We start from the raw sequence: 17,720 nt of genomic DNA on the forward strand, positions 1-17,720 counted from the left end.
GCCTTTTATTGTTTTCAAACCTTGTTCAAGTCAACTGTTGAGAGATAGCTTCGGCCGTTTGTTTGCCGTTTGTTATACAAGCTGCAATGCCTACCCCATAATAAGAACAGCCGGCTAATGTAATAGCGGGGTGCTTGTCATGCAACTTTCGGGTCAAGCTGCGTACGAGTTCACCGTGTTTAAGGTGATAGGTAGGCATCAATTTATCCCAATTTGTTACGTCGCTTTCAATGGGCTGCTCTTTGATTCCTAAGCTGTTTTCAATGTCCTTTTGTGCCACTGCTAGCAGACCTTCTTTTGACATCGTCCGCAGGCTGTCAAAGTGGTGACTTGTGCTTTTATAGAACAGGCGAACTAACAAATTCCCTCGCTTAGAAGTGTGAGCCCATTTTTTGCTTGTCCACGTGCAGGCATTGGCAATTAAGTTGCTTGATTGAGAGGTAATAAACCCGGTGCCTTCAGCGGGAAGGCATTCGTCTGGAACGTCATAGCCGATGTACACGCTAATGAGAGAAGAATCTTTTAACTGCTCAAAGTCTTCGTTTAGTTCGGGATCGTTCAACAGGTGCTGAGCAGCCGTGTGCGGTGTAGCTAACACCACGTAATCCGCTGAATGGGCTTGCCCCGGCGTACTGATTTGGTAGCGCTCACCGTTCCGTTTTATGCTGGTGGTTGGCGTATCTTTTAAAATCGTTACATCAGAAAGCTCTTCTTCTAAGCGGTGAATAATTGTTGATAAACCTTGTTTAAACGAAATGAATTTTTTATTTCCTGCCGTTTTAAATTTTTTTTCATTGGCTCCCATTCCTTTGATGATGCTGCCGTACGTGTTTTTGTAGTCGAGCAGATACGGGAGAGTCGAAGAAATCGTGAGTTTGTCTAAATCGCCAGAGTAGACGCCGGATAAAATAGGTGCAATTTGCTTTTCTACTAGCTCTTCTCCTAAAAAATGTTTTAAAAAGAGTCCAATTGAGCTGTCTTTCGTAAACGTTGTATTTTTAGTAATTAAGTCTTTTAAAGCTGTAATTTTAGCTTTTGAAGAAATCAGCTCGCTTTTAAAAAGGGATTCCACGCTTGTTGGAATACCGAACATGGTATCTTCAGGAATTGGAAGCAGCTCATTAGCAGAGTAAATAAATGATTTGCCCGTTTCGTTATAGACTAAATCGTTTGTTAAGTACAGCTCTTCTAGCAGAGGCATAACGTTTTCTTTTCGAGCCACAATAGAATCCGCCCCTGTTTCCATAATAAATTCCCCAGCTTCACGCGTATTGATTTTTCCTCCTAGATGGGGATGTTTCTCTAGTAATAATAATTTAAGCGGAAGATTACGTTCTCGTTTTAGTTTCTGCAAATAGTACAGAGTGGTTAAGCCCGTAATTCCTCCTCCAATAACAGCGACCGTTTTCAAAATATTCACTCCTACATTTTCAACAATTAGTCTGTAATATACGAAAATCATACCACTATGACTAGGAAAAGTGTAATGAATTGATTGTGAACATAGTGTGTGCAAATACGAAAAGAAATATTGAAACTATACGATTAGATATTTTGAAATTACATAAAATAAAAGCTCATACACGTAGAGAAAATAACTGAGACGCAGCAGTGAAGAAAGGAGGAAGCATCATGCTCGGCGGTTTTATGGAAACGCTGAAAAAAGACTGGCTCGCTTTCGTATTAATAAGTGTTCTTATATGCGGGATTACCTTAAACGTACGAGCTGAAGAGAAGAGCGGACGAAGCGGATACATCGAACCAAAGCTAGTTTTTCCTGTGATCAGTGATGTTCATATTAAGGAAACAGGAACGCTTGATTTGCGTACTTTTCAACATGCATTAACGCAATTAAATGAACAGGCACCGAAACAAGATGCATTTGTAGTAGTAGGAGACTTGGCTGATACAGGTGCGTTAAAAGAATACGACCGTTTTTTTTCTGTTTATAATCAAAATAAACAGTCGCAGGCCGTATCTCTTTTTACAATTGGCAACCATGAATACCGGGACAGCGTAACAAATCAGCAAGCGCAGCAGCGTTTTTTATCTAAAACCAAAATGAAGGCTCTTTACTTTCATCAAGTGATAAAAGGCTATCATTTTATCATGCTTGGAACAGAAAGCCGATTAACCGCCGGTGATTATTCAATCAAGCAAATTAACTGGCTTGCTGAACAGTTGAAGATAGCAAAGCGAGACGATCCTAAAAAACCGATTTTTGTCTTTATTCATCAGCCTATTAACAATACATTGTACGGGAAAAATAGATGGGGAATAGAAGTGAATGAACAGCTTCTTTACAATACGTTAAAACCTTATCCGCAAGTCATTACGTTTTCTGGTCATACCCACCATCCGTTGGACGACCCTCGTACTATTTTCCAAAGAGATTTTACCTCTCTTGCAACGTCTTCCGTTCGGTATATATGGCCTGGTGCTGGATATTTACAAGGTGAACTTCCTCCTGGCTATCGAGACGTGAGTCAAGGCCTTCTTGTAGAGGTTTATAATCGAAAAGTAGTCGTTAAAAGGCGGGATTTTCATGCGAATAAGTGGACGGGAGAAGCGTGGGAAATTGATATACCTGCAGATGCAAAAAAATTTCACTACACGAATGAGCGAGATTTAGTAAAACCGATTTTTCTTCCAAGCTCTACTATTTCTGTTATACAAGAAAAAGCTTCAGCAAATCAGCTTTATATCCAGTTTACGCAAGCGGTGGATAATCTGATGGTTCATTCTTATCGCATTACCGTCAAAAACAAAGAAACTGGAAAAGTGGTCAAAACGTACAATGCATTTTCTCAATATTACAGCGATCCTGTTCCGGATGTTTTAAGTCTTCCGTTATCAGGTTTGCAGCCTCATACTGCGTATCAAATAGAAGTGGCAGCAGTGGATGCGTTTGACAATCAAAGCGATCAAAAATTAATCATTGAAGGCTCTACTAAATAGCTGAAAGAATCCTGGTTTTTATTGATTCTTTTAGCTTTTTTTCATCTGTTTTTAATGTTATTTTCATTAGATTTTTAAGTGGAGTTGCTACACTGAAACTGTATTTAAAGTCATAATATGTAATTTTAATGAAAGTATCAAAAGGAGTTTGTATGAAGGGATCTTTTATACGTTTTTTAGTAGTAGGGCTGGTCAATACAGCAGTAGGCCTCTCCATTATGTATGTGCTGCTTCATATTTTTCATCACTACTGGGTGGCGACATTTGTCGGCAACGCAGCGGGGGCAGTCGTCAGCTACGTGTTAAATCGAATATTTACGTTTAAAAGCGGAGTTCATTTATCCAAAAGCATACTGCGGTTTATTTTAGTTATTGGCATTTGCTACGGTTTGTCTTACTATATTGGACTGCAGTTCTCCAGCTGGTTATTGCACCAACTTCCTGCTGCTGTGCGTCCGTTCAAAAAAGACGTCGGTATATTAATTGGAACAGGTCTGTATACGCTTTTAAATTATACGGGTCAAAAATACTTTGTATTCAATGCAAAAAAAGAAGCAGTCGTCATACACGATTAGCTTTTAGTAATTATGAAATGGAAATAGGTGTTAACAGATGAAGAAAGAAACAGCTATGAACAAAGAAAAAACATTGCTTATTATCGCTTTCCTTTTGCTGCTTGCGTATGTATCCCCTATGTTTTTGCTCGGGGAAAATTCACATATACGCGTGCATGATAATTTAGACTCAAATATTACGTGGTATAAAGTTCTGCATCAAAGCGGAGAGCTGTTTGGCTCCAGTCATGCCGTATTACCTCAAATTATTAACGGATTGCCGAGAAACACGTTTGGAACAGAATTTAGCGGTATTCAGTGGCTGTATGGCTTATTTCCTACCATGCTTGCGTACAGCTTCAGCCAAACGATTACGCGCGTATTTGCTTTAATTGGAATGTATTTATTATTAAAAAAGCATTTTATTAAAAGCGAGGATGCTTATGCGATTCGAGTGCTTGTATCACTTGCTTTTGCACTTACGCCATTTTGGCCTTCGGGCATGCTGAGTACATTAGGACAGCCGTTGGCGCTGTGGGCGTTTTTAACCATTCGAAACCGCGAAGGAACGTGGAAGGAATGGCTTACACTTTTATTGCTTCCGTTTTACGCAAGCTTTGTGCTAGGCTTTTTCTTCTTTTTAACGGCGATGGGGCTGCTATGGCTAAGAGACGTAGTAAAAAAACGAGCGTGGAATATTCCTTTTTTAAGCAGTATTGCAGCGATGACTGCTGTCTTTCTGATCATTGAATACCGGCTTGTTGATTCGCTTTTATTTCCGGAGGCCCCGACGAGTCGAAATGAATTTTTAAGCTCTACTCTAAGCTTTGGACATTCCGTTCGCCTTGCTTTGAAGAACTATACGCTCGGGCATACGCATGTAATGACGCTTCATACTTTTGTCATTTTACCGCTTTCTTTTGTCGTATTGTGGTTTGTTGCTCGAAATCGCAAGGAAAAGCTTGACAAAACGTTTTTGCAGTTATTTATTCTTAATCTACTACTGTCGATTTGGTATGCGTTTTGGTTTTATAAAGGTTGGGAGCCGCTAAAAGAAAAATATCAGCTTTTTAATACGTTCAACTTTGCTAGATTTCACTTTTTACGCCCGCTCATTATTTATTTGATGTTTGCCGTTGGCAGCTATGTTTTATGGAAAAGGAGCAAGGCGTGGAAAAAGTTTGTGTGGGTATGTTTGATTTTACAGCTGCTTGTGTTATTTATAGCAAATCCTGAACTTTACTATCGCTACAATCACGAGCCTTCAGTCAAAGAATTTTATGCTGTGCATCAGTTTGATGAAATAAGCAGATATATTGGAAAACCTAAATCATCTTATCGCGTAGCGAGCATAGGGCTTCATCCATCAATTGCTCAGTATAACGGCTTTTATACGCTAGATACGTATAACAACTTCTATCCGTTAACATATAAACATGAGTTTCGCAAAATTATTGCCAAAGAGCTTGATAAAAATAAAAAACTAGAAAGCTACTATGATCACTGGGGCAATCGCTGCTATGTGTTTGTTAGCGAGCTAGGTAAAAAATATGATTACCGAAAAGACTCAACGAAAAAAATTCGTCATTTGCAGCTTAATATCAGCCAATTTAAAAAAATGGGCGGTCGCTATATTTTTTCAGCTGTGCCAATTGAAAATGCTGAAAGCGACGGTTTGCACTTTTTAAAAGCATTTAACGATAAACAGTCCGCTTGGAAAGTGTATGTATATGAAGCAAAGTAAGGGGGCAATAACATGAACAGACCTATTTTAACGATCGTGGTTCCATGCTACAACGAAGAAGAAGTATTCACAGAGACGTCTTTTCAATTAACTACTGTAGTAAAAGAACTGATTAATGAACGACTTGTATCAAGTGAAAGCACTATTTTATTTGTAGACGATGGAAGTAAAGACAGCACGTGGTCGCTTATTGAAAAAGAAAGCTGCAGCAATTTGTTTGTAAAAGGGTTAAAGTTAGCGCGAAATGTAGGACATCAAAATGCTTTGCTTGCAGGACTAGAAGTAGCTCATAAGCAATCTGACTGCGTCATTTCCATTGACGCGGATTTGCAAGATGATATCAGCGTCATTCGTACTTTTGTAGAGAAATATTGGCTTGGGTATGAAGTTGTATATGGCGTTCGAGACAGCAGAGAAACCGATACATTTTTCAAACGAACCACGGCAGTAGGGTTTTATCGTTTTATGAACAAGCTAGGAATTCAGCTCGTTCAAAATCACGCTGATTTTCGCCTTATGAGCAAACGTGCTCTTGGTGAACTCATGAAATATAAAGAAGGAAACGTCTTTTTGCGGGGCCTTGTACCATTAGTAGGATTTCGCTCCACGGAAGTCACATATGACCGCAAAGAACGGACGGCGGGTGAGTCAAAATATCCGCTAAAGAAAATGCTCGCTTTTGCATTTGACGGGATTACGTCTTTTAGCGTAGCACCTATACGCTTACTGACGCTGCTTGGAGGAGCTTCGTTTCTCTTTAGTATTTTGTTTGGCATTTATGCGCTGATTCAAAAATATTTAGATCATACGCAAATTGGCTGGACGTCTCTTATTTTATCAATTTGGCTTGTAGGCGGCCTGCAGCTAATGGGAATAGGTCTTGTCGGAGAATACATTGGCAAGATTTTCAACGAAGTGAAACAGCGTCCTAAATATGCGATTGAAAGAGATTTATATACAAAACACTCGTTAGACAAACAAAAAGATTTGCTGATGCATTAATTAAGAAGCTTCTCCTGAATGGAGAGGCTTTTTTGTTAAAGTGTTTATCATAATTTTTAAGGTAATAGGAGATGCTACTACTAAAATTTCTAAGGAGATCAAAATCTATGAAAAGACTACTTTATACAGTCAGCACTTTTTGTTTTGTTTGGCTTGCTTTTGCAACCATTCATGTCAGCGCTCTTTCGATTGAGAAACTTCCAATGAAGAAATCATCTGAACAATGGTCGGTCGAACTGACAAAAGCGAGCATGACGGGAGATAATCAGCTAAAGTGGAAAAATAACGTCTATCATACATATGGATTAACCGTTGAAAACATTGGAAAAGACGTAGAGCGTGTGCAGGTCCAAGCTTTTCGGCACGAAGGAAAAAATAAGGCGAAATACAGCTTGTTTTCTCCTATTGAAAGGTCTAACTTAAGCAAAAGCGGTCAGCGTTTTCGCTATGCCAATTTTGCTGTTCCTGGAAAAGCGGCAGGCTTAGACATCATGATTAACTGGACGGATGAACAAGGCAACCATCAAGAACATTTTGAATTTTAAAAAAAGTCTTCGCTTAGGCGAAGACTTTTTTTTGCAGGAATTTATCTCTGTATGTGGAAAACGAACACGAAAGGAGAGATTGTGATGATTGCAAAAGCTACTGAAGAAGAAATACAGGAAATTCGGACGAAATCTGCTGATGCGCTGTTTGAAGGAACAACGCATCAGTTTCAACCGTCAACTGAACGCGTAAATGAACTAATTGATAATGCCCTTGAAAAAGGGTGTTATTATTTAGTATCTAGACAAGAAAATAAACTTGCAGGCTGGGTTTTTGTCGGTCCATCTGCCGACTTCTTTTCAAAAGCAGAAATTGGCTTTATCTACGAGTTATATGTTTTACCAGAATACCGCGGGCAAGGTCTAGCCAAGCCGTTAATGCAAAAAGCAATTGATGAATTGTCTATCAAAGGATACCCTGAAATCAGACTCAGCGTTCATGCTGGGAATTTTGCACAGCATGTGTACCGTGAACTTGGATTTGTAGATAAACAAATATCAATGAGCCTACAGGTGGCAAAACGTCCGTAATGTTGGTGAATGTCAGCGAGTCCATAAAACATAAGATGTTATACATGCGATGAGGTTCGGTAATGAAAGTAAAAGTAAATAAGTAGCCCAAACGGCGCCTTTATCTAGTACTTCAACAGCTCCTCTACCTGTATGATCTGAGGAGGGGGGATCTTCAAGTGCGTTCATAATCAAAGCCGCTGCTGCTAAAATAATCCCTCCAATGCTTCCGGTTGTTTTGACAATTGCAATATGGAAAGTAGATGAAAAAGCAATGCTGAGAAGCAGCAGCAAGCTTCCCAAAAAAGCAGATAACATATATCGTTTCATGTGCTCACCATCCTTTATGAAAGCATACCATATTTTACTTCTTTTTTCTTTTTATTGAAAAGCTATTGACATAACATATAAAACATATTAGAATAGTCAGAAATAATTTAAAAACGAAATATTCTTATCTAGAGAGGTGGAGGGACTGGCCCTTTGAAGCCTCAGCAACCACAATTATTGAATGGTGCTAATTCCAGCATAGCCTAGCTCTGACAGATAAGAAGAGGAATCTTTTTCTATGATGAAATCCTCTTCTTAGGAAGAAACATTTCGTATAGAAAAGGTGATGACATTGAAAAATACACAACAGGCGCTAAGCGTTGATGATTATTTAGATCTATACTTGTTAGCAAAAGAACTAAAAGACGAAACGTGGCAGCAGGAAATTTTAGCCGCGCTAAAAACGAAGCAAAATCGTTCATTTGAAGACAAACAATCCGCACTCGTTCAAGAAATATGGGAAGATTTTAAACAGTTAAATGAAGATATTTCTTTTACGTATCGCTTAATTCAAGAAGAGCCAACTAATGAACAGTTTCAAGTTAAATTAAGGAACTTGAGAGAACGGCGGATCACGCTGAGTCGTGAATTATATTTAGCTAAAAAACAGTATGTTGAACACACGCAGTAAAAGGATCCGCTTGATAAACAAGCGGTTTTTTTGCATGTAAATGTTAGAAGCGTTCTATTTCGGGTAGTAAATAGATAAGACAAAAAAAGGAGGGATAACAGTGGCCCAAGGTGTATTATGTGAAGTGAATGAGTGCATGTATTGGAAATCGGGAAATAAATGCAGTGCAGAGTCCATTTACGTTGTGAGTCCTGAAAGTAGTCACCATGTTTCTGAAACGGAAGAACCTGGCTGTAAAACTTTTGAACCCGCGAGATAAATGCTAGTTTTATAAAAAAGCATAAAATGAACGATGCGCTGACGGAGTTGAGTCGGCGTTTTTCTATTTTTTAAAAAATACTATTACTTAGGTGCGATAATAAATACATAGTAAAAAAGCAGTGTCTACGTCTAATTGTGCGTTTAAACAAAATGATACGATAATTTTTTTGTTTTTCGACAAAAGAAAAACGAGAGAAAGGTGATAGAATAAAAATATACAGCCTAGCTGACTTTTAGCATAAATTTATATGAAAGCGCTAACAAAAAAGCTGTATTCATCTCGTTTTGACAGATTGGAAAAAGGGGAGACGTTTATGCAGGGGAAAACTCAGGGGAAAGAATTGAAACGCGGGTTAGAAGAAAGACATGTGACGCTGATGTCCTTAGGAGCAGCCATAGGGGTAGGGCTGTTTCTTGGATCTGCATCTGCTATTAAATTAGCAGGGCCGGGAATATTATTGGCGTATGGATTTAGCGGAATGATTATGTTTTTTATTATGAGAGCACTTGGAGAAATGGCGATTCAAAAACCTGTTGCAGGTTCATTCAGCAAGTACGCGCGCGACTATTTAGGGCCCCTTGCTGGTTATCTAACAGGTTGGAACTACTGGTTTTTATGGGTTGTAACATGTATGGCTGAAATTACAGCCGTTGGTATTTATATGGGATATTGGTATCCGGATGTACCAAACTGGATTTGGGCGTTATCGGCGCTTGTCATCATGACAACAGTTAACTTCTTAGCTGTTAAGGCATATGGTGAACTGGAATTTTGGTTTGCACTTATTAAAATTTTAGCGATTGTGTTAATGATTGCCGTTGGATTATTAATGATTGTGTTTGGAATCGGGAACAGCGGCGTTGCGACGGGTATTAAAAACTTATGGGACAACGGCGGGCTGTTCCCGAACGGATTCAAAGGTATTTTACTGTCGCTGCAAATGGTTATGTTTGCATATTTAGGAATTGAAATGATCGGCGTTACCGCGGGAGAAGTGAAAAATCCAGAAAAATCTCTAGCAAGAGCGATTGATTCGGTCTTTTGGCGTATTCTTATTTTCTACGTTGGTGCATTATTTGTCATTATGTCGATTTATCCTTGGCAAGAAATTGGTTCACAGGGAAGCCCGTTTGTATTAACATTTGAAAAAATCGGGATTCCAGCAGCGGCAGGCATTATTAACTTTGTGGTGCTAACAGCAGCTCTTTCTTCTTGTAACAGCGGTATTTTTAGTACAGGCCGTATGCTGTTTAACTTAGCAGAGCACGGAGAAGCTCCAAAAGGATACGGTCAGCTGACAAAAGGCGGCGTACCTGGAAAAGCTGTTTTAGCATCAGCGGGTGCGTTATTAGTCGGAGTAGCGTTAAACTACATTGTGCCTGCCAAAGTATTTACGTGGGTAACAAGCATTGCAACATTCGGCGCGATTTGGACTTGGGGAATTATTTTGCTTTCTCAAATTAAGTATCGCAAAACGCTAAAAAAAGGTGAAGAGGCAAAGTTAAAATACAAAATGCCTTTATTTCCGTTAACGTCTTATGTGTCACTTGCGTTCCTAGCGCTGGTGGTTGTTCTTATGGCGTACAATCCAGATACAAGAATTGCAGTTGTTATCGGACCACTATGGTTTATCGGTCTTATTATCGCGTACTACGCAAAAGGATTTCATAAACGAAGTCAAGGTTCAGCTGGGACTGAGCAAAAGTTAGTGAAATAAACGAAAAGACCTCTTTCTTGGAAAGAGGTCTTTTTTCATTAGTTTATGTGCGAATGATTAGTTTTTTTGAAGGGATTATTGATACGTATGAATAATGTAGAAAATATTCTATTTATTCTGTACTATTTAGTTAGAGAATTCATTAATGATTAAATGGTAATTGGAAGTGGATAAGTATGGTAGTTTTACGTTTTTTAACGCCACACAGTGCATCGAAAAGTTGGGAGGAAATAGGCAGAAATGATAGAAAGATTTAGTGAAAAAGACATAAAGGGTTTGCTAGTGCTATCTAAGTTGGAAAAATGGGATTATAGCGAAGCGGATTTACATACGATTTTTTCAACTCGAGACGTATTTGGACATAGAAATGAGAAAGGTGACATTGTATCAAGCGTAGCAGTAGTTTTATATGAAAATCAGTCAGCTTTTATAGGAATGGTAATTGTGAGAAAAGATTATCGAAAACAAGGGTTAGCCGGGCAGCTCATGAAGCACTGTTTGCAAATTCTTTCTCCTGAGGTGAATGCCTACTTAATTGCGACAAAAGAAGGTGAGCACTTATATAAAAAAGCAGGGTTCAAAACCGTGGACTATGTAAGTAAATATATAAGCAGTGAATACATACCAAGAGCATTTAAAGCTTCAGGGTTTTATACACGATCCTTAACGAGAAGGGACTTCAAAGAGGTTTTAAAGCTTGATGAAGCAGCATTTGGAGATAATAGAAAGCTATTTTTAAAAAGTAGAATTCAGCAAGCTGAAAAAGCAGTTGTCTTACAAAACGAACAAAATAAAATAATGGGTTATGGTTTAGCGGTTCGTACCCCGAGCAATATCGTGATTGGTCCCGTAGTTGCTCCACACGCTGAAGCAGCAATGCTAGTCATTGATGAACTAGCGAAGAGTTACAAAGAAAAGCTGAGAATTGACCTGTCTTCTCATGAGGAAACGTTAAAGAAACTTGTGGAAAACCACGGATTTCAGCTTCAAAATGAGCCTCCTGTTATGGCGTATGGCGTCAATTCCCTATCTGCTAGACAGGGCAACCTTTTTGCTATAGCAGCTCAGGCGTTTGGATAAAAAGAAAGGAGAAGCTCCTTTCTTCGCGTCTACCGAATTCTCCCAATTTTAAACCCATTATCAATCTGATGAAAGCCGACTTTTGGATAGTAGTTCATTGCAGAAGGAGCGGAAAGTAAAATGAGCGCGGCTTCTTCACCGATTTCTGATTGAACGTGCTTGATGAGCTGTGTGCCGATTCCTTGATTTTGATAGTCTTTTACGACAGCTAAATCCGATAAATAGCAGCAGTAGCTAAAATCTGTTAACGCTCTGGCTATGCCAATGAGTTCGCTGTCTTTCCAAGCGGTAATGGTAAGGGAAGCATGATCAAGCATTCTTTGAATCCGATCAAGATCTTGTGCCGGACGTTTAATACCTGAATGTACAAACACTTCAGCAGCTTGTTCGGAACGGATTGAGACGTTGGTTTTGTAAGTAATGGTCATTGTGTCATCTCCTTGATTTATAAGATATAGTCCAGTATATGAAGAATCTGAACTGAGAATAAGTGTCAGAAACAGTAAATTTAATAGGGTCAGTTAGAAAGGAAAGAACATCATGTTAGAGTTAATGCCTTTGCTCGATAAAAGAAAAGCAGATCCCTTATACATGCAGCTTTATACTTACATAAAAAAACAAATTCAAAAAGGCACCATTCCGCCTCATGAAAAACTGCCTTCTAAACGAAAGCTAGCTCTTCATTTAAGCATTAGCCAAAATACGGTTGAAGCGGCTTATGTACAGTTAGAAGCTGAAGGCTATATCGAGATACTAGCCAGGAAAGGAGCATTTGTAAAAGAGATAAAAAATGAAGTCGTGCTTCAAAAACAGCCTCTCGCCTATGTCTCTTTACCGCAAGAAGAAGGGAAATCAACTGTCATTGACTTTAGCCATGGAAAGGTAGACGTAGAAAAATTTCCGTATAACACGTGGAAAAAGCTAACGGTTCAAACAATTTATCATGATGAAAGCCAGCTTTTTTATAGCGGACATCCACAGGGCGAACTGCTTCTTCGTCAAGAAATTGCAGCGTATCTTTATCATTCAAGAGGAGTGCGCTGCACAGCGGAGCAAATTGTGATAGGTGCAGGTACACAGTACCTCATGTGGCTGCTTTCTATCATTCTAGGAAAAGAAAAGATAATTGGGTTCGAAAACCCAGGCTTTCACCGAACGAGGCACGTTTTTCAAGAACAAGGCATGTCGGTCGTCCCTATTTCTCTTGATAGTTCTGGCTTGAAAGTGAAGGAACTGAAAGAAAGCGGAGCGGATGCGGTGTACATTACGCCGTCTCATCAATTTCCTGTTGGGATGGTCATGCCGATAGCAAGAAGACTTGAACTATTAGAGTGGGCGGCAGAAACGAATGGCTATATCATAGAGGATGACTATGACGGAGAATTTCGCTATAAAGGAAAACCGATTCCGGCCCTTCAAGGATTAGATCAAGGCGATCGCGTTATTTATACGGGTACGTTTTCAAAATCGTTGATGCCTTCTCTTCGAATAAGTTATGCCGTGCTGCCACACCGGCTTCTTACAAGTTATATGAAACACTGTGGACTTTTTAAACAGCCTGTTTCAAGGCTTCATCAGCATACGCTTTTTCTGTTTATGAAAGAAGGGCACTGGGAACGTCACTTGAATAAAATGAGAACAGCATACCGTAAAAAACAAGCGCTGCTGCTAGATTGTTTGACTACTATTATGGGAGAACGTGTAGATGTTATTGGAGAACATTCTGGCTTGCATATTCTTCTTAAGGTAAAAAACGGAATGAGTGAACAGAAACTAATTGAAGCAGCTGCCAAACAAGGGGTAACGATTTATCCAACATCTATTTATTATCATAGTGCGGGTGAAAACAACACGCCCTATGTATTGCTTGGATTTGCAGGACTGTCTGATGGAGAAATAAAAACAGGTGTAAACCTGCTGTTTAAAGCTTGGTTTGAACAGAAGGATTGAGATGTACGCTGGGGGGATTTCTATGAAAGTAAAGCGGAAATTGTTTGGTTTATGGACAGGAGAGCTTACGGCAGCTTTACTGTTTACTGCGCTGTGGATAGGGTACTTAAATGAGTTTTCTCATCTGGCTTTTTATTTAACAACGTTTTCAAGTGTGTATGCTTTTATTATACTTGAGTTTATCCTGTTTCAAGGAAGCTTGTACTGGTTTATGAAATGGAGGCGGGTGAGCCGAAAAGAAGATTCTCATTTGCCCTCCAGCTACATTCAGTTGTTTCTGCTTTTTAAAAAAATGAATAAAATTCTTCTTACGTTAGGTTTAGGTGTACTCATTTACCACTATATGCAGTTAGGGGTTAAGGGACTTGCTTTTTTTCTAGGCCTTTACGCGTTTGCTTGGATTGAATATATTAACTACTATGTGATTAGACTTTCTTATCAAAGTCCAAGTGAAATCAAAGAGTTTTTTGAGCAAAAAGGCTTTAAACGATCTATTTTAGCGAGAGAAATAGATAAAAACCAGCGCGTTTGATTACACAGACTGCGCTGGTTTTTTTGTCTGGAAACCAAGGAATAAGGCAAGAGTCGATAAATTAGTGAACTTGAAGGTAAAGGAAAGTTTGATAGGAAGAAGATGCTTCTTGTAAGGAAGTAACAAATGTATAAAAAAGCGGTGTTACATTCATGCGGTTGTTTCTCGACCAGTCATGGTTTGCGAAAAATGATTTTCTTAGTTCGGCTGTGAGTTCAAGCTGCACTCCGGCTTTTAGCAGATTATCGTTCACAATGTTTTGTTCGCTTGTTCCCGCTATGTTAGAAGGAGCGTCACGGACGGTAAAGCCGTTTTTGCGCAGTGATTGCTTCATCAGCTCTTTATAAAGCTGATTTTTTCCACCTACATACACGATAGGCTGACTGCCGCTGTAGCCGTGAATCGTCAAAACGGACATGCTTTGCTGAGCCATTCCTCTAGCCGTCGGTTCATCAAAGTTTTCTGAGGTTATGTGCAGAACTCCATTGTTAGTGGACTTGATGCCTTCAAATAAATAATAAGAAGCGGAAAAGCGATCGGCGAGTTCTTTGGCAACTTCTGATGTACCTGGTTCAATTCCGCCGCCGTGAATGGCCATAATGGATAAATAGCTAAAGCGCTGCTCGTAGCGAATGTCGTAGTCTTGGTGAAAAGTTTCGTGCTGCTGCAGTTCTGCATAGGAAGAGTAATAGTCACCGCTTGCATAAGAAGGAGGGGGAATCAAAAAGCAGTACATCAAACATAGCAAAATGCTTGTACTCCATTTGAATAAACGGTTCATTAATAATCACCTCTATTTATTCTATGATAAATAGAGGCGATTATTAGTGTTTTCGCCCGATATAAAGTAAGTGAGAAGACAGTCCAAGGTGATAAGGGTTCGATGCTTGTTGAATAAGGAGCTGAACGATGTTGTTCATTTCTTCAGAAGAAGTTTCCTGCCAGTACGTCCACTCTTTTGAATTAACTGACGAGGCAACGTTAGAGGCAATCAGCTCGATGCATCGAAATCCATGCTTCTTTAAAAACGGAATAATATCCTCAATTTTAGTGTAATAAGCGTGAGTAAATCGCCTTTCTTCTGCATGATTAAAGCAGCCTGATTCATAAAAATCATGAAGCGCTTTTGCCGTGTTGTTTGGTTTTAAACGCTCCGGCGATGTTAAAGAAGAAATGACGTGCTGAACGCGCGGCATAAATGAAATAAAAACAGTTCCGCCTGGCTTTGTTACCCGATACAGCTCTCGAACGGCTTGAATACGGTCTTGTTTCTTCTGTAAATGATACATTGGTCCAAGCATTAATGCCGCATGAAATTGTTCATCTGAACAATAGTGAAGGTTTCGTGCATCTGCCACGTGAAAATTACGAAATACATTATATACTTGCTGTTCTAAAGCTTTTTCTTTGGCTTTTTCAACCAACTGCGGTGTCAAATCAGTTAAAGTTACTTCATAGCCGTTTTCTGCTAGTTTCAAGGCATATCTTCCCGGTCCGGCACCGTTATCTAAAATATGGCCTCTAGGAGGAAGGTGTTTTTTTATAAAATGCCAGTTTACTTGAAACTCAATAGGTTCTCGTTCTAACCGTCCCCACTCATCAAATCTGCTGTAATAATCGATAACTTTATCCACTTTGATTAGCCTCCACTTTAAAAAATAGTTATAGTAAATTATAACAAAAATAGAAATAGTTAATAGGTGCATTTGTGAAAAAGTGAAGAGAAAGGAGGAGAAAGAATGACCGCAGCTTTTATTAGTCGTCTAGCCCTATCAGGTTTGTTAGGAGCTTTGGTTGGCTTAGAAAGAGAGTTTAGAGCTAAAGAAGCAGGGTTTCGCACTCATTTTTTAGTTGCTGTCGGTAGCACGCTGATTATGCTAATTTCGAAATATGGCTTTTCAGATGTGCTTCATCAAGATCATATGGCTCTTGATCCGAGCCGGGTGGCCGCACAGGTAGTAAGCGGTATTGGTTTTTTAGGAGCAGGTATGATTATTATTCAAAAGCAGCATATTAGAGGACTCACAACAGCCGCAGGCGTATGGGCAACGTCGGGAATTGGTTTAACCATTGGGGCCGGTATGTATACAGTCGGCATTAGCGCAACTATATTAGTGCTGATTGGCTTAGAAATATTGAACGTAATGTTTACATCTCTTTCTACTCATTCCATTTTAATTAAGTTTCGTGCAGCAAATCAAGAGGATATTTATGAGCTGCTTGATAAGATTGAAAAAGAAAATATTATGATTTCGTCTTACGAAATTCACCAAGATCATCATCAAGGTGAGCTGCTCTATTTTGTTGAAATAAAAGGAAAGGCAAAAAAGAAAGGGAATAAAGTAGAATTGATTAAATCGATTCACTCTATGGCTCACGTGTTATTTATTGAAATTGAATAAGCACTCATTTATTTTTTTAAAAGAGACTGGAAGAAACGTATTTTAGTTGGCGGAACAGGTGAGACCCCGCAGGAGCGTAAGCGACGAAGAGGCTCAGCGGCCGCCCGCGGAAAGCGAAGCCTTGCACGGGAATTAACCGCGGTGTTAAAAGTAATCCATACTAACTCATTTATCCAATTTGTTCTCTCTATCTTGCTTAAAGCGTTTTGCTGTGTTTTATCATAGCAAAAAAAGGCTATTACCTAAATATAGAGAATTTTACTGGAGGTTATAAAATGAAAATTGGAGTTGTAGGTGCTACAGGAAAAGCAGGAAGTTTTATCGTGAAAGAAGCTTTAAATCGCGGACATGATGTAACGGCAATTGTACGTGATGCGAGCAAAGTAGAGGAACGAGATGTTCGTACACTTGAAAAAGACATTTTTGATATCACGGCAAAAGATATCGAAGGTTTCGATGCGGTAGTGAATGCGTTTGGAGCTCCCGAAGGAAAAGAACATCTACATGTAGAAGCGGGGCAATCGTTAATTCATGTATTTAAACAAGCTCCGGACGTTCGTCTTCTTGTTGTAGGAGGAGCAGGAAGTTTGTTTGTAGATGAAGAGAAAACGACGCGTCTAGCAGATACGCCTGATTTTCCAAAAGAGTACAAAGCGACAGCTGACAACCAAGCCCAAAATTTAAAAGACTTAGAAAGTACAAGCGATATTAATTGGACGTTCATTAGCCCAGCAGCATTTTTTAATCCTTCAGGAAAACGAACGGATGCTTATAAAACAGGGAAAGATCATGTTATTTTAAACTCAGAAGGAAACAGCCATGTCAGCTATGCGGATTACGCCATTGCAGTTATTGATGAAATTGAGCGAGGAGAGCATGTAAACGAACGCTTTACCGTTGTATCCGACGCTAGATAAAGGAAAAGCCGCTTTATGCGGCTTTTTTTGTGCATGTTATACTATGGAAAAAGAAAAGGAGTCCAGCAGAAAATGGAGAATAAAGAAAACGTAGCCTTAACGTTTTATAGTGAAGCCTACCAGTCATCTATACATAGCTATACGCTGCCTGAAGAGCAGCTTATTTACACGGCACTTCCCGCTGAAGCTATAGCTAAGTGTAAGCAGGAAAGAGATAGAACGCCCGTTTTGATTTTGGCGGAAAACAAACTAGCCGGCTTTTTCGTGCTCGACGCAGGGGAAGCCGTTAAAGAATATACCGAGGGATCCGGCGCGCTTTTAATACGATCTTATTCCATTCATCCTGATTATCAAGGAAAGGGAGTTGGCAAAAAGTCATTGAAACTTCTTCCTTCTTTTATCAATAATTACTTTCGCACTAAAAATAAAGTGGTGCTAGGCGTGAACCATAAAAACACGGCGGCGCAGCACCTATACAAACGATGCGGCTTTGTCGATACAGACCGGCATGTTTTTGGAAGCCAAGGAAAGCAGTTTGTTTATCAGATGAACATAAAAAAAGCTTGAACAAGAGTTCAAGCTTTTT

General features: G+C 39.4%; 20 protein-coding genes and 1 riboswitch. Of the genes, 15 read left to right on the plus strand and 5 right to left on the minus strand.

Annotation, left to right across the window (positions count from 1 at the left end):
• Nucleotides 1-25 precede the first annotated feature (25 nt).
• Complete coding sequence (locus tag ACH0CI_RS04670; RefSeq protein ID WP_406900927.1) at nucleotides 26-1,411, minus strand: protoporphyrinogen oxidase; 1,386 nt, start codon at nucleotides 1,409-1,411, stop codon at nucleotides 26-28.
• A 221-nt stretch (nucleotides 1,412-1,632) separates the two neighbouring features.
• Here ACH0CI_RS04670 and ACH0CI_RS04675 point away from each other — a divergent pair, with 221 nt between their 5' ends.
• The 6 genes from ACH0CI_RS04675 to ACH0CI_RS04700 all read left to right on the plus strand — a co-directional run bounded on the left by ACH0CI_RS04675 (nucleotide 1,633) and on the right by ACH0CI_RS04700 (nucleotide 7,334).
• Nucleotides 1,633-2,958: a metallophosphoesterase gene (locus ACH0CI_RS04675; RefSeq protein ID WP_114896523.1), complete on the plus strand. Its 1,326-nt coding sequence runs from the start codon at nucleotides 1,633-1,635 to the stop codon at nucleotides 2,956-2,958.
• A 152-nt stretch (nucleotides 2,959-3,110) separates the two neighbouring features.
• Entirely contained in the window at nucleotides 3,111-3,533 is a 423-nt protein-coding gene (locus tag ACH0CI_RS04680; RefSeq protein WP_221778207.1) for a GtrA family protein, read from the plus strand.
• Nucleotides 3,534-3,570: 37 nt separating this feature from the next.
• Nucleotides 3,571-5,256, plus strand: coding sequence for a DUF6044 family protein (locus tag ACH0CI_RS04685; RefSeq protein WP_406900928.1), 1,686 nt, complete (start codon nucleotides 3,571-3,573; stop codon nucleotides 5,254-5,256).
• A 12-nt stretch (nucleotides 5,257-5,268) separates the two neighbouring features.
• A complete protein-coding gene (locus ACH0CI_RS04690; protein ID WP_034270670.1) occupies nucleotides 5,269-6,258 on the plus strand; it encodes a glycosyltransferase family 2 protein in 990 nt (329 codons plus the stop codon).
• 107 nt (nucleotides 6,259-6,365) lie between these two features.
• A complete protein-coding gene (locus tag ACH0CI_RS04695; protein WP_406900929.1) occupies nucleotides 6,366-6,803 on the plus strand; it encodes a hypothetical protein in 438 nt (145 codons plus the stop codon).
• 84 nt (nucleotides 6,804-6,887) lie between these two features.
• A complete protein-coding gene (locus tag ACH0CI_RS04700; RefSeq protein WP_028415070.1) occupies nucleotides 6,888-7,334 on the plus strand; it encodes a GNAT family N-acetyltransferase in 447 nt (148 codons plus the stop codon).
• Between the two features lie 12 nt (nucleotides 7,335-7,346).
• Here ACH0CI_RS04700 and ACH0CI_RS04705 read toward each other — a convergent pair whose 3' ends face one another.
• On the minus strand, nucleotides 7,347-7,643 hold the full coding sequence (locus ACH0CI_RS04705; protein WP_033579886.1) for a hypothetical protein: 297 nt from the start codon (nucleotides 7,641-7,643) through the stop codon (nucleotides 7,347-7,349).
• A gap of 121 nt (nucleotides 7,644-7,764) precedes the next feature.
• A riboswitch (SAM riboswitch) is annotated at nucleotides 7,765-7,866 on the plus strand.
• Between the two features lie 63 nt (nucleotides 7,867-7,929).
• On the opposite strand from ACH0CI_RS04705, the gene ACH0CI_RS04710 reads away from it, so the two are divergent.
• The 4 genes from ACH0CI_RS04710 to ACH0CI_RS04725 all read left to right on the plus strand — a co-directional run bounded on the left by ACH0CI_RS04710 (nucleotide 7,930) and on the right by ACH0CI_RS04725 (nucleotide 11,333).
• Nucleotides 7,930-8,274 (plus strand): hypothetical protein, encoded by a 345-nt coding sequence (locus tag ACH0CI_RS04710; protein WP_230624677.1) that lies wholly within the window; start codon nucleotides 7,930-7,932, stop codon nucleotides 8,272-8,274.
• Nucleotides 8,275-8,374: 100 nt separating this feature from the next.
• Complete coding sequence (locus tag ACH0CI_RS04715; protein WP_016765258.1) at nucleotides 8,375-8,533, plus strand: DUF1540 domain-containing protein; 159 nt, start codon at nucleotides 8,375-8,377, stop codon at nucleotides 8,531-8,533.
• 316 nt (nucleotides 8,534-8,849) lie between these two features.
• Complete coding sequence (gene alaP, locus ACH0CI_RS04720) at nucleotides 8,850-10,253, plus strand: alanine permease AlaP (protein ID WP_406900930.1); 1,404 nt, start codon at nucleotides 8,850-8,852, stop codon at nucleotides 10,251-10,253.
• A 240-nt stretch (nucleotides 10,254-10,493) separates the two neighbouring features.
• Nucleotides 10,494-11,333 carry a GNAT family N-acetyltransferase gene (locus tag ACH0CI_RS04725; protein WP_406900931.1) on the plus strand — a complete coding sequence of 280 codons (840 nt, stop codon included), beginning with the start codon at nucleotides 10,494-10,496 and terminating at the stop codon, nucleotides 11,331-11,333.
• Between the two features lie 29 nt (nucleotides 11,334-11,362).
• On the opposite strand, the gene ACH0CI_RS04730 is transcribed toward ACH0CI_RS04725, so the two are convergent.
• The gene (locus tag ACH0CI_RS04730) at nucleotides 11,363-11,761 is read right to left on the minus strand and encodes a GNAT family N-acetyltransferase (RefSeq protein WP_406900932.1); all 399 of its coding nucleotides are present in this window, start codon (nucleotides 11,759-11,761) and stop codon (nucleotides 11,363-11,365) included.
• A gap of 112 nt (nucleotides 11,762-11,873) precedes the next feature.
• Between ACH0CI_RS04730 and pdxR the strand changes: the two genes are divergently transcribed.
• Nucleotides 11,874-13,283: a MocR-like pyridoxine biosynthesis transcription factor PdxR gene (gene pdxR, locus ACH0CI_RS04735; RefSeq protein WP_406900933.1), complete on the plus strand. Its 1,410-nt coding sequence runs from the start codon at nucleotides 11,874-11,876 to the stop codon at nucleotides 13,281-13,283.
• Between the two features lie 22 nt (nucleotides 13,284-13,305).
• On the plus strand, nucleotides 13,306-13,815 hold the full coding sequence (locus ACH0CI_RS04740) for a hypothetical protein (protein ID WP_406900934.1): 510 nt from the start codon (nucleotides 13,306-13,308) through the stop codon (nucleotides 13,813-13,815).
• A 61-nt stretch (nucleotides 13,816-13,876) separates the two neighbouring features.
• Here ACH0CI_RS04740 and ACH0CI_RS04745 read toward each other — a convergent pair whose 3' ends face one another.
• Both ACH0CI_RS04745 and ACH0CI_RS04750 read right to left on the minus strand, forming a co-directional pair.
• A complete protein-coding gene (locus ACH0CI_RS04745; protein ID WP_406900935.1) occupies nucleotides 13,877-14,596 on the minus strand; it encodes a poly-gamma-glutamate hydrolase family protein in 720 nt (239 codons plus the stop codon).
• 43 nt (nucleotides 14,597-14,639) lie between these two features.
• Entirely contained in the window at nucleotides 14,640-15,449 is an 810-nt protein-coding gene (locus tag ACH0CI_RS04750) for a methyltransferase domain-containing protein (RefSeq protein WP_406900936.1), read from the minus strand.
• A 105-nt stretch (nucleotides 15,450-15,554) separates the two neighbouring features.
• Between ACH0CI_RS04750 and ACH0CI_RS04755 the strand changes: the two genes are divergently transcribed.
• From ACH0CI_RS04755 to ACH0CI_RS04765, 3 genes are all read left to right on the plus strand, one after another.
• Complete coding sequence (locus ACH0CI_RS04755) at nucleotides 15,555-16,217, plus strand: MgtC/SapB family protein (protein WP_028415061.1); 663 nt, start codon at nucleotides 15,555-15,557, stop codon at nucleotides 16,215-16,217.
• A gap of 275 nt (nucleotides 16,218-16,492) precedes the next feature.
• Entirely contained in the window at nucleotides 16,493-17,134 is a 642-nt protein-coding gene (locus ACH0CI_RS04760) for an NAD(P)-dependent oxidoreductase (RefSeq protein WP_224980515.1), read from the plus strand.
• A gap of 72 nt (nucleotides 17,135-17,206) precedes the next feature.
• Nucleotides 17,207-17,701: a GNAT family N-acetyltransferase gene (locus ACH0CI_RS04765; protein ID WP_406900937.1), complete on the plus strand. Its 495-nt coding sequence runs from the start codon at nucleotides 17,207-17,209 to the stop codon at nucleotides 17,699-17,701.
• The last annotated feature ends 19 nt before the right edge of the window (nucleotides 17,702-17,720 follow it).

It is taken from the genome of Priestia sp. 179-F W1.4 NHS, from assembly GCF_045369295.1.
Classification (GTDB): domain Bacteria; phylum Bacillota; class Bacilli; order Bacillales; family Bacillaceae_H; genus Priestia; species Priestia zanthoxyli.

Excerpts from the sequence above, each read along its gene's own strand:
- ACH0CI_RS04725 (WP_406900931.1), top strand. The coding sequence starts at position 10,494 with ATGATAGAAAGATTTAGTGAAAAAGACATAAAGGGTTTGCTAGTGCTA.
- ACH0CI_RS04685 (WP_406900928.1), top strand. The coding sequence starts at position 3,571 with ATGAAGAAAGAAACAGCTATGAACAAAGAAAAAACATTGCTTATTATC.
- ACH0CI_RS04695 (WP_406900929.1), top strand. The coding sequence starts at position 6,366 with ATGAAAAGACTACTTTATACAGTCAGCACTTTTTGTTTTGTTTGGCTT.
- ACH0CI_RS04765 (WP_406900937.1), top strand. The coding sequence starts at position 17,207 with ATGGAGAATAAAGAAAACGTAGCCTTAACGTTTTATAGTGAAGCCTAC.
- ACH0CI_RS04760 (WP_224980515.1), top strand. The coding sequence starts at position 16,493 with ATGAAAATTGGAGTTGTAGGTGCTACAGGAAAAGCAGGAAGTTTTATC.
- ACH0CI_RS04675 (WP_114896523.1), top strand. The coding sequence starts at position 1,633 with ATGCTCGGCGGTTTTATGGAAACGCTGAAAAAAGACTGGCTCGCTTTC.
- ACH0CI_RS04710 (WP_230624677.1), top strand. The coding sequence starts at position 7,930 with ATGACATTGAAAAATACACAACAGGCGCTAAGCGTTGATGATTATTTA.
- ACH0CI_RS04705 (WP_033579886.1), bottom strand. The coding sequence starts at position 7,643 with ATGAAACGATATATGTTATCTGCTTTTTTGGGAAGCTTGCTGCTGCTT.
- ACH0CI_RS04755 (WP_028415061.1), top strand. The coding sequence starts at position 15,555 with ATGACCGCAGCTTTTATTAGTCGTCTAGCCCTATCAGGTTTGTTAGGA.
- ACH0CI_RS04745 (WP_406900935.1), bottom strand. The coding sequence starts at position 14,596 with ATGAACCGTTTATTCAAATGGAGTACAAGCATTTTGCTATGTTTGATG.
- pdxR (WP_406900933.1), top strand. The coding sequence starts at position 11,874 with ATGTTAGAGTTAATGCCTTTGCTCGATAAAAGAAAAGCAGATCCCTTA.
- alaP (WP_406900930.1), top strand. The coding sequence starts at position 8,850 with ATGCAGGGGAAAACTCAGGGGAAAGAATTGAAACGCGGGTTAGAAGAA.
- ACH0CI_RS04700 (WP_028415070.1), top strand. The coding sequence starts at position 6,888 with ATGATTGCAAAAGCTACTGAAGAAGAAATACAGGAAATTCGGACGAAA.
- ACH0CI_RS04680 (WP_221778207.1), top strand. The coding sequence starts at position 3,111 with ATGAAGGGATCTTTTATACGTTTTTTAGTAGTAGGGCTGGTCAATACA.
- ACH0CI_RS04690 (WP_034270670.1), top strand. The coding sequence starts at position 5,269 with ATGAACAGACCTATTTTAACGATCGTGGTTCCATGCTACAACGAAGAA.
- ACH0CI_RS04740 (WP_406900934.1), top strand. The coding sequence starts at position 13,306 with ATGAAAGTAAAGCGGAAATTGTTTGGTTTATGGACAGGAGAGCTTACG.
- ACH0CI_RS04730 (WP_406900932.1), bottom strand. The coding sequence starts at position 11,761 with ATGACCATTACTTACAAAACCAACGTCTCAATCCGTTCCGAACAAGCT.